Annotated in this window: 9 protein-coding genes; all 9 read left to right on the top strand. The window is 30.8% G+C overall.

The genetic code is table 11. The features are described from left to right. Window positions 1-667 precede the first annotated feature (667 nt). The 9 genes from Q0352_RS04115 (at window position 668) to Q0352_RS04155 (ending at window position 10,349) form a co-directional block, all read left to right on the top strand. Window positions 668-1,051 (top strand): hotdog fold domain-containing protein, encoded by a 384-nt coding sequence (locus Q0352_RS04115; protein ID WP_299524079.1) that lies wholly within the window; start codon window positions 668-670, stop codon window positions 1,049-1,051. A 7-nt stretch (window positions 1,052-1,058) separates the two neighbouring features. Next, window positions 1,059-1,883, top strand: a complete 825-nt coding sequence (locus Q0352_RS04120; protein ID WP_299524082.1) for a 3-keto-5-aminohexanoate cleavage protein — start codon at window positions 1,059-1,061, stop codon at window positions 1,881-1,883. Between the two features lie 114 nt (window positions 1,884-1,997). Further along, window positions 1,998-3,038, top strand: coding sequence for an L-erythro-3,5-diaminohexanoate dehydrogenase (locus tag Q0352_RS04125; RefSeq protein ID WP_299524084.1), 1,041 nt, complete (start codon window positions 1,998-2,000; stop codon window positions 3,036-3,038). Between the two features lie 27 nt (window positions 3,039-3,065). Continuing rightward, entirely contained in the window at window positions 3,066-4,346 is a 1,281-nt protein-coding gene (gene ablA, locus Q0352_RS04130) for a lysine 2,3-aminomutase (protein WP_299524087.1), read from the top strand. 22 nt (window positions 4,347-4,368) lie between these two features. Then, on the top strand, window positions 4,369-5,241 hold the full coding sequence (locus Q0352_RS04135; protein WP_299524089.1) for a hypothetical protein: 873 nt from the start codon (window positions 4,369-4,371) through the stop codon (window positions 5,239-5,241). Then, window positions 5,231-6,832, top strand: coding sequence for a hypothetical protein (locus Q0352_RS04140; protein WP_299524091.1), 1,602 nt, complete (start codon window positions 5,231-5,233; stop codon window positions 6,830-6,832). Before Q0352_RS04135 ends, Q0352_RS04140 begins: the two co-directional genes overlap by 11 nt. Then, window positions 6,825-8,393, top strand: a complete 1,569-nt coding sequence (locus Q0352_RS04145) for a lysine 5,6-aminomutase subunit alpha (RefSeq protein ID WP_299524094.1) — start codon at window positions 6,825-6,827, stop codon at window positions 8,391-8,393. The genes Q0352_RS04140 and Q0352_RS04145 overlap by 8 nt, the downstream gene beginning before the upstream one ends. Window positions 8,394-8,395: 2 nt before the next feature. Beyond that, entirely contained in the window at window positions 8,396-9,124 is a 729-nt protein-coding gene (locus tag Q0352_RS04150; RefSeq protein ID WP_299524097.1) for an OAM dimerization domain-containing protein, read from the top strand. A gap of 43 nt (window positions 9,125-9,167) precedes the next feature. After that, a complete protein-coding gene (locus tag Q0352_RS04155; protein WP_299524100.1) occupies window positions 9,168-10,349 on the top strand; it encodes an acetyl-CoA C-acetyltransferase in 1,182 nt (393 codons plus the stop codon). Window positions 10,350-11,037 lie beyond the last annotated feature (688 nt).

The raw sequence follows: 11,037 nt of genomic DNA on the forward strand, positions 1-11,037 counted from the left end.
CCGAAGTTAGTCCTACTAGAAATAGTGGGTTTTTTTATGCTTTTAAAAAAATAGTTTATTTATTGACTTTTGTCATATTTTGTTTATGTAATATATGTTACATTTGTCATGTAGGTTCTAAACCTACATCTTTTTCATAGCAATTTTCCCTCTCCAACACTGTTAGAGAGGGTTTTTTATTTTTTATAATTTAAACTTGTGATATTTGTCATATCATTTATTGAAATAACTAATTAATTTTGTACAGTTAATTAATTAAAAACATGATGTTTGCCTATAAATTATTGTACGAAAAAGTACGAAGATTGGAAGTAACTGACTCTTCAACAATCATGTTGTTTCTTAAATCTTTATAGAAACAGAATTATACCTATTTGCTTAAAACGGGTTTATATTTTACATTTTAAATAGTAGCTTTATTATATTAAAAATTTGTCAATAATAGGAGTGAAATAGTGTTATAATAGAACATATTTGGAAACACTAATTTAGGATATTTATTATCACCAAAATTTTTAATCATATTTGTTTTTTTATTTAAAAATTACCAAGCTTCTTATTGTTATTAATACAAAAAATAGAATTAAATTTGCTTTAAAATCACTAAAAGTGGATTTAAATTAAAAAAAATAAAACTCATAATACAAATTTAACAAAATACAATAATATGTTAAAATCAACAATTAGATTACGAATGAGCTCACATGATGCTCATTATGGGGGAAATTTAGTAGATGGAGCAAGAATGCTTCAGTTATTTGGTGATGTTGCTACAGAACTTCTTATTTTAAGAGATGGTGACGAAGGATTATTCAAAGCATATGATATGGTAGAATTTATGGCTCCTGTTTATGCTGGTGATTATATTGAAGCTGTTGGAGAAATTATTGAAGAAGGAAATTCTAGTAGAAGAATGAAATTTGAAGCTAGAAAAGTAATTGCACCACGACCAGATATTTCTGATTCAGCTTGTGATTTTTTAGAAGAACCAATAGTTGTTTGTAGAGCCACAGGAACCTGTGTTACTCCAAAAGCGAATCAACGTAAATAAATTTAGTATGGAAAAATTAATAATTACAGCAGCCATTTCCGGAGCAGAAGTTACTAAAGAGCACAACCCGGTAGTGCCTTATACACTAGAAGAATGTGTGCGTGAAGCTAGTTTAGCTTACGAAGCAGGTGCAAGTATTATTCATTTACACGTTCGTAAAGATGATGGAACACCTACCCAAGATAAAAATCGTTTTAAAGAAGTAATGGATGCTATTCAAGCAAAATGTCCAGATGCAATTATTCAACCTTCAACAGGAGGAGCAGTTGGTATGACAAATGATGAAAGATTGCAACCTACTGAATTATACCCAGAAATGGCAACGTTAGATTGTGGTACTTTAAATTTTGGAGGTGATGAAATATTTGAAAATACAGAAAATACGATCAAATATTTTGGGCAGCGAATGATTGAGAATAATATCAAGCCAGAACTTGAAGTATTTGATAAATCTATGATTGATATGGCTTTACGTCTTCATAAAAAAGGGTTTATAAAATCACCAATGCATTTTGACTTTGTGATGGGTGTTAATGGTGGTATTTCTGGAACTTTAAGAGATTTTGTTTTCTTAAGAAATAGTATTCCTGCTGACGCAACATATACAGTTGCCGGAGTAGGAAGGTTTGAATTTCCGTTAGCTACTGCGGCCATTATAGATGGTGGTCACGTTAGAGTTGGTTTAGAAGATAATTTATATATCTCTAAAGGAGTTTTAACAAAATCTAATGGAGAGTTAGTTGAAAAAGTAGTGCGATTGGCAAAAGAGCTTGGTCGTGAAATAGCTACTCCAGCTGAAGCAAGAGAAATTTTAGGATTGAAGAAACGATAAACGGTTTCTGATTTAATAATTATATTATGAAACGAGCATTGCAAATTTTGATATATAAACGAATAATTAATGGCGAACAGCATCTGTTACCGCTAAAAAATAAAATTTAAACAGATGAAAAAAGGAAATAAATATGGAACTCATAGGGTTTTAGAACCTCAAGGAGTGCTTCCACAACCTGCAACAAAGGTTGATAATAATGTTGCTGAAATTTATGACAATGAAATCTTGGTAGATGTTGATATTTTAAATGTCGATTCAGCGAGTTTTACACAAATAAAAGAGCAGGCGGGTGGTGATGTTGAAAAAATCAAAGAGATTATTTTGAACATTGTAGCTACTCAAGGAAAAATGAAAAATCCTATTACGGGATCTGGTGGTATGTTTATTGGGACCGTGGTGAAAATTGGCAATGCACTAGAAGATAAAATTGACCTTAAAGTTGGAGATAGAATTGCAAGTCTTGTTTCTTTATCACTAACACCTCTTAAAATTGAAGAGATTATTGAGGTTAAAGTAAATATTGATCAAGTAATTGTAAAAGCAAGAGCCATTTTATTTGAAACTGGTTTGTATTCAAAACTACCTACAGATATGCCTGATGCATTGGCATTAGCAGTACTTGATGTATGTGGTGCGCCGGCTCAAACTGCACGATTGGTAAAATCAGGAGATACAGTTGTTATTATTGGTGCAAGTGGTAAATCAGGTATTCTTTGTTGCTACGAAGCTAAAAGAAGAGCTGGTGTTACAGGAAAAGTAATAGGTGTTGATTATAGTGATAATGGTTTAGATGCTTTAAGAAAATTAAATATTTGCGACGAAATTTTAAAACTTGATGCAACAAATGCACTTAGCTGTTACGATGCGATTTCTAAAGTGACAAATGATAAACTTGCCGATGTTGTTATTAATAACGTAAACATTCAAAATACAGAAATGGGTTCTATTTTAATGTGTAAAGATAGAGGTGTTGTTTATTTCTTTAGTATGGCAACTTCATTTACTAAAGCTGCTTTAGGAGCAGAAGGTGTTGGTAAAGATATTGACATGATTGTTGGAAATGGATACGCCTTAGGCCATGCTGAAATAACCCTAAATATATTAAGAGAAGATAAAGGGATTAGAGATTTGTATGAAGGTCTTTATGCTTAATTTATTTTTCTAACTAAAATAATAAAAATGAAACGAGAATATAAAAAAGTTGAATATAAACACATCCCTTTATTTAAAGATGTGAAGCAAGAAGATTGGAATGACTGGAGATGGCAATTAAGACATGCCATTCGTGACATTCCTACATTAGAAAAAGTTATTAAAATAACAGACGAAGAAAGGGAGAATCTTTCAAGTACTTTAAGTACGTTCAAAATGGCAATTACGCCATATTACGCAGCTTTAATGGATAAAGAAGATAGAAATTGTCCAGTGAGAATGCTGGCAGTTCCTGTTCTTAATGAATTATTTGTTGCACCTTCTGATTTGGATGATCCTTTACATGAGGATGTAGATTCTCCAGCTCCAGGATTAACACATCGTTATCCAGACAGAGCGTTATTGCTGGTAACAAACGAATGTTCAATGTATTGTCGTCATTGTACACGAAGAAGAGTAGTTGGTGATTCTAGTGAAAAAGTTGCTAAAGATCATTTAGAACAAGCTTTTGAATACATAAGAAATACGCCTCAACTTAGAGATATAGTTGTTTCTGGTGGTGATCCATTAATATTAACTGATGAAAGATTAGATTATATTCTTGGGGAATTGAGAAAAATAGATCACATCGAAATTATTCGTATTGGTAGTAGAATGCCTGTGGTACTTCCTCAAAGAATTACGGATGAATTCTGCGAAATGATTAAAAAGCATCATCCAATATATGTGAATACTCATTTTAATCACCCAAAAGAAGTAACTGAAGAGGCTAAAATTGCTTGTGAAAGATTAGCAAATGCAGGAGTAAATGTTGGAAATCAATCCGTATTGCTTAGAGGAATTAATGATTGCTCTAATATTATGAAAAAGTTAATGCACGAGATATTAAGAATTCGTGTAAGGCCTTATTATATATATCAATGTGACCTTTCTGAAGGAATTTCACACTTTAGAACTACGGTTTCAAAAGGGATTGAGATTATTGAAAATTTACGTGGACATACATCAGGTTTAGCAGTTCCAACTTTTGTGGTGGATGCACCTGGTGGTGGAGGTAAAATTCCTGTGATGCCAGATTATTTAATCTCTCAAAATGAGAAGAGAGTTGTATTAAGAAATTACGAAGGTGTTATTACTACCTATACGCAGCCAACAAATGGGCCAGAGCATGATTCTGAAAATTGTGAGTTCTGTAAAGATGAGAATTTGGTTGCTAAAGATGGTGTAGCTATGTTATTAAATAATGATGGTCTGTCAATTCAGCCAGAAAATTTAAAACGAAGTAACAGAATACACAGAGAACATTAGAATTGATACGATTCCTATTAAGATGAACAGTACTATTGCAGAGCAACTGGTTAATAAAACTACATTCTTAGTAGGGAATAAAAAGAATGCGGGTAAAACAACTTTTCTAAACTTCGCCTTAAAGCAAGTTAGAGAAGTTGTTTCACCTACTTTTTTTACAATTGGAATTGATGGAGAAACAAGTGATTTAATTTTTGATACACCTAAACCAAAGATTTATACTGAAATTGGAGATTTTGTAATCACTTCTAATTTAATGATTAACAAGAGTGATGCTTTGTTTGATATTTTTCATGTGTTTCCATACAAAACTGTATTGGGAAGGCTTGTTTTAGCAAAAACATTAAGAAGTGGAACCATTGAACTTGTTGGTGCGGAAGATAATAAACAAATAACAGAGATTGTTGAATATCTAAAAAATGAAGAACAAATAAAAACGATTATAATTGATGGGGCTGCAAGTAGAACAACACAAGTAGCTTCAATTAAAAACAGTAATTTTTATTACATTATCAAATTAGATAATAAAAGTATTAATTCGGATATCAACAAATTTAAAACAATAGCATTAATAAGTAAGTTCAAAAGTATTGATGATATTTTGGACGTTGATACTAAAAATATTTTTGAAATTGAAGGAGCTTTAACAGTCTCTAAACTTTTATCAATTCCTGTAAACTGTGATATGTTAGTATTAAATGATTTCACAAAAATATTTTTGGATTTTTCTCAAATAACAGAGTTAACAAGAAAGGTTGAAATTGCTTATAAAATTCCATATCAACTAATCTCTTTTGTTGTAATTCTAAAGGATATAAAAAAAGAAGATTTTAAGAAAGTATTAAAACAACATAATATAGAAGAAACAATTTTATACAATCCATATGAAAATTAAAGAAACCATACAATTTATAGAATTTAATACATTCTATTCGGAGTATGCTCCTTTAACTCCGTATGGGTTACAGAATAAAAATAAATACCATGTTTTTACGGATACTAAGTTGCTTTCATCTATTCATATTTCAATAGGAAAAATTGTAACTTTTATCAGTGAAAAACCTATTATATGTGTCAAAATTGAAAATCATTTCAAGAAAATTGCGTTATTAAATTCATTAGAAAGAAAACTATTCGATTCTGCTGACATTTTTCTAGTGAAAAAATTACTGGTTAATTATAAGAATATAGTTAATTTCTTAGATGACACCATTAAAGAAGATTTACAAATCAATTTCACCTCAAGTGAATTGTTGAGTTTTTTATCTCTAGATGGTGCAAATAAAGAATCCTTTTATTTAAATGCTTCATATAGTAAAGACCTTGAGGGAAATCGTAAAAAATTAGCCGAAATAAATCAAAAACTAGCTGAGATTAAGAAAGAAAGATTTAGTGAGATTTTAAAAGAACACAATCTAGATTTTAGATTTCGAGATTTTATTGTAGTTGAAGAAAGTCAAACAATAAATCTTAATTCAAATCTTGTTTATAAGGAAGTATATGACAAAAATTCTTTATTAATAAAACCAATTCTTCCGAAGAAGTATTTCGAATTACATGAAAAGAAGGAAGTTTTATTAACCGAAGAACAGTTATTTGAACAAGATGTTCTTGAAAAAATATCTAATAAAATTTTAGCAGAGAAAGAAACTATAAAACAATATCTTCAAAAGCTTGAAATGCTTGATACGCTATTTGCGAAAGCAAGATTGGCTATTAACTATAAAATGAATCCTCCTATTTTAGGAAATAGAAAAGAAGCTATTGAAGTTAAAAATGGGTATTATTTGCCATTGGCAAACAAATGTGCCAAACTAGGTGAAATTTATACACCTTTAAATGCTGAATTTGAAAATAAAACCTGTGTTATAACAGGCTCCAATATGGGAGGTAAAACTATGCTTTTAAAAACCATTGGTTTTATGCAGATTTTAACACAAATGGGTTTTTGGGTTCCTGCTGAGAAATTTAAAACTTCAGTTTTTGATAAGATTCATTACATAGGCGAAGACCTTTCTGAAAAGGTTGAAGGATTAAGTAGTTTTGGATTTGAAATTCATAATCTTACTGAAGCGACAAAGGATTTTGATAAAAACACGCTGTTATTAATTGATGAGTTTGCAAAAACAACAAATTCAATTGAAGCAAAAGCTATTATTGCTGCAATGCTGAAAAGTTTTTCTCAGAAAGCGACATTGAGTAGCTTTGTGTCAACTCATTTTATGGAATTACCAGAATTTGAAAATGTGTCTTTTTATAAAATGAAAGGTTTGGATTATTCCGAATATGAAAAATATTATAGTAAAGAAAAACAATATTCATTGCGTGAAAGAATTAAGCTGATTAATACTTTTATGCGTTATGAAATTATAAAAACAGATAGTAGTGATCGCACATATGATGCAATAAAAATTGCAGATATATTAGGATTAAATGAGGAAATTATTACATATACAAAAGAGTATTTAAGAGGGAATTATGACTAAATCAAAATTAAATCTCGACACGAACAAGATTGCGAAGGCTCGAGAACTTTCAAAACAAATTTCTGCACCCGTGCAGGAATATATAGAAAAGAATACAACAGTTGCCATTGAAAGAACAACACTTAGAATGATGGGTGCTGATGGTGTTGATTCTAATGGTGTTCCAATTCCAAATAAGGTTGTTGACCAAATAGGAGATAATCTTTGTTATGGAGCTACCAAGTATTATATTAATGCTTTGCTTAAAAAAGGATTAAGTCCTGAAGAGTTAAACATAGAAATTGGCAATGGCCTAGATATTACAAAACTAGATTTTGTTGACTTTTCTTTTATTGAAGATAAAGCACAAGAGTTAGTTGAAATATTTGCTTCAAAAGTGAAAGCAAACGTTGCTTTCCGGGAGGAAAAAGTACATAAGTATAAAGAGAAAGAAAATTCTCCGTTATTGTATCTTATTGTTGCAACTGGTAATATTTATGAAGATGTGAAGCAAGCACAAGCTGCTGCAAAACAAGGAGCAGATATTATTGCTGTTATTAGAACAACAGGTCAAAGTTTATTAGATTTTGTTCCTTATGGTCCTACAACAGAAGGTTTCGGAGGTACCTATGCAACCCAAGAAAATTTCAAGATAATGCGTAAAGCGTTAGATGAAACAGGTGATGAAATTGGAAAATATATTAGATTGGTAAATTATTGTTCAGGTTTATGTATGCCTGAAATTGCAGTAATGGGAGCTTTGGAAAGATTGGATATGATGTTAAACGATTCTATGTACGGCATTCTGTTTAGGGATATTAATATGTATAGAACTTTTGTTGATCAAAAGTTTTCAAGAATGATTAACTCTTTTGCAGGAATTGTAATCAACTCTGGTGAAGATAATTATTTAACTACTTCTGATGCAGTTGAAAAAGCATACACGGTTACAGCATCTCAGTTTATCAATGAAAGATTTGCATACGAGTCTGGTCTGCCAGCAAAATTAATGGGACTAGGTCACGCTTTTGAAATGAATCCAGATATTAAAAATGGATTCTTGTTGGAAATGGCACAAGCTCAAATGGCAAGTGAAATTTTTCCAGAGGCACCATTGAAATATATGCCTCCTACAAAATATATGACAGGAGATATTTTTAAAGGTTTAGCAATGAATACTTTATTTAATTTTATTGCGAAATCTACAAATCAAGGAATTTTATTACTTGGAATGCTAACAGAAGCTATTCATACACCATTTATGCAAGATCGTTTTTTAGGTGTTGCCAATGCAAAATATGTATTGAATAATATTGCAGACTTTTCTGATGATATTGAATACAAAAAAGATGGTATTATGCAAACAAGAGCAAAAGTTGTACTAGATGAAACTATCGAGTTTCTTGAAGAGATTAATAAAACTAACTTGTTTAATGCTATTGAAGGTAAAATGTTTGCAGAAGTAAGCAGACCAAAAAATGGAGGTAAAGGTTTAGAAGGAGTTGCTGAAAAAGCAGAAGATTATTACAATCCATTCTATACCTATCTTGAAAATGAATTAAATATTGTAAAAGGAAACTAATTATGATGATAAGACCTTACGGAGATACATTAAACGACGGTGCTGTTCAATTGTCATTCACTTTGCCTGTTGCACATTGTGCAAAGGCTGACGAAGCTGCAATTATATATACTAAAAAATTAGGGTTTAAAGAAGTTGAGGTGGTTCACTCAAACCCGCTTTCTGATGAATTTACATTTTTCGTTGTGTATGGAAAAACAGATATTAGTATTGATTATGATAAAGTAGTTGTAGAAGAGGTTGAGAAATCTCTTGACTTTTATGGTGTAAACAATTTTATTAAAGAGCATATTGAAAGAAAAATAGTAGTTGTTGGCGCTTGTTCAGGAACAGATGCACATACTGTTGGTATTGATGCAATTATGAACATGAAAGGATTCGATCAACATTATGGTTTAGAAAGATATCCAATGATTGAAGCATACAATCTTGGTGCTCAAATTCCAAATGAAGAACTAATTAAAAAGGCAGTTGAATTAAAAGCAGATGCTATTTTAATTTCACAAATTGTAACTCAAAAAGAAGTTCACATTCAAAATTTAACTGAATTTATTGAATTATTGGAAGCTGAAGGGTTACGATCTAAAATGGTTGTTTGTGCTGGTGGACCAAGAATTGGAAATAAATTAGCACTAGAACTTGGCTATGATGCAGGCTTTGGTAGAGGAACTTATCCTGAAAATGTAGCTTCTTTCATTGTGGAGAAAATGCATGAAAGAGGGATGAAATAGAGATTGTCAGTTTTAAATAAAAAAATAATAAAAAATAAGTAAAATGAAAGAAGTATATATAATTGATGCGGTTAGAACTGCAGTTGGAAATTTTGGAGGTTCACTTTCTAAAATCTCTGCAGTTGAATTAGGAACTGTAGTTATAAAAGAACTTTTAAAAAGAAATAATCTTGAAGGAAAAGAAGTTGATGATGTGCTTATGGGCTCGGTATTAACTGCAGGTCAAGGTCAAAATGTTGCACGTCAAATCGCTATTGGAGCAGGGATACCAAATGATAAAACTGCAATGACAATTAATATGGTCTGTGGCTCTGGATTAAGAACTGTTGCTATGGCAGCGCAAGCCATTAAAGCTGGTGATGCAGAAATAGTAATTGCTGGTGGTACTGAAAATATGTCTATGTCCCCATATATTTTACCAAAAGCTCGTGAAGGTTATAAAATGGGAAATGGGCAAATTGTAGACACTATGATAAACGATGGTTTATGGGATGTGTTTAATAATTACCATATGGGTATTACAGCTGAAAATTTAGTTGAGAAATATAATTTAACTAGAGAAGAACAAGATGCTTTAGCAGCTAATTCTCAAAATAAAGCAGAAAAAGCAATTGTAGAAGGTAAATTTGTAGATGAAATTGTGCCAATTGAAATTCCACAGAGAAGAAAAGACCCAATTATTTTTAATACAGATGAATTCGTAAGATGTGGAGTGACTGCTGAATCTTTGGCTAAAGTTAGACCAGCATTTAAAAAGGATGGAACAGTTACTGCTGCAAATGCTTCAGGGATTAATGATGGTGCTGCTGCTGTTATCGTAGCAAGTAAAGAAGCTGTTGAAAAATATAATTTAAAGCCAATGGCTAAAATTATTTCTTATGCATATCACGGGACAGATCCTTCAATAATGGGAATTGGACCTGTTGAATCAGTTAGAAAAGCGTTAAACAAAGCGGGTTGGAAAAAAGAAGATCTAGATTTAATTGAAGCTAACGAAGCTTTCGCAGCACAAGCACTATCAGTTATCAAAGAGCTTGATTTAAATACAGAAATAACTAATGTTAATGGAGGAGCCATTGCAATAGGTCATCCTATTGGTGCAAGTGGAACAAGAATTTTAACAACATTACTTCACGAAATGAAACGTAGAGAATCTAAAAAAGGATTGGCTACACTTTGTATTGGTGGAGGAATGGGTATTGCAATGTGTGTTGAAGGAATGTAAATAATTAGAGCAAAGTAATATTTAAAGTTGAGATATTTTCACTTAATTATTACTCATAAAAGTCAAAAGCTTCCATTCTTTGGAAGCTTTTTTTTACTTTCTTTAAAAAAGAAGATTTGTTGATTTTTGTCATATTTTATATAAGTAATATAAGTTACTTTTATCACGTAGGTTTTATACCTACATCTTTTTCATAGCAATTTTCCCTCTCCAACCCCAAGTTGAGAGGGTTTTTTATTTTAAACCCTTGTTTTTTACAAAGTTATGCATGTTGAATTTATAGTGATTTGTTTTGTGTTATAAACGTAACATTGGTTACTTCATTTATGTATTTAAAGAGTTAAGTTTGACCTGTAGATAAATATCTACATCTATTTCAAAGCAATTTTCCCTCTCCAATCCCAAGTTGAGAGGGTTTTTTTATGAATAGATATATTGAATCTTTTTTTAATGGCGAATTTTGTTTCAATTTATATATTTTGAAATTAAAATATTACTTACTTTTTCATTTGCACGATTCTTAATTCACTTAATTAATGAGTGTAATCATTTATAGTTTTTATTATATACTGCTTGATATACTATTGCAGATTATGATTTTTATTAAAAAATAATGTAAATTGTAAAAAATATAAACTTAAACTCTATTTAATGATTGCATTTGAGAATATTACAAAAAAAGCACATT

The sequence above is a fragment of the uncultured Lutibacter sp. genome (genome assembly GCF_937891065.1).
In the GTDB taxonomy this organism is placed as follows: domain Bacteria; phylum Bacteroidota; class Bacteroidia; order Flavobacteriales; family Flavobacteriaceae; genus Lutibacter.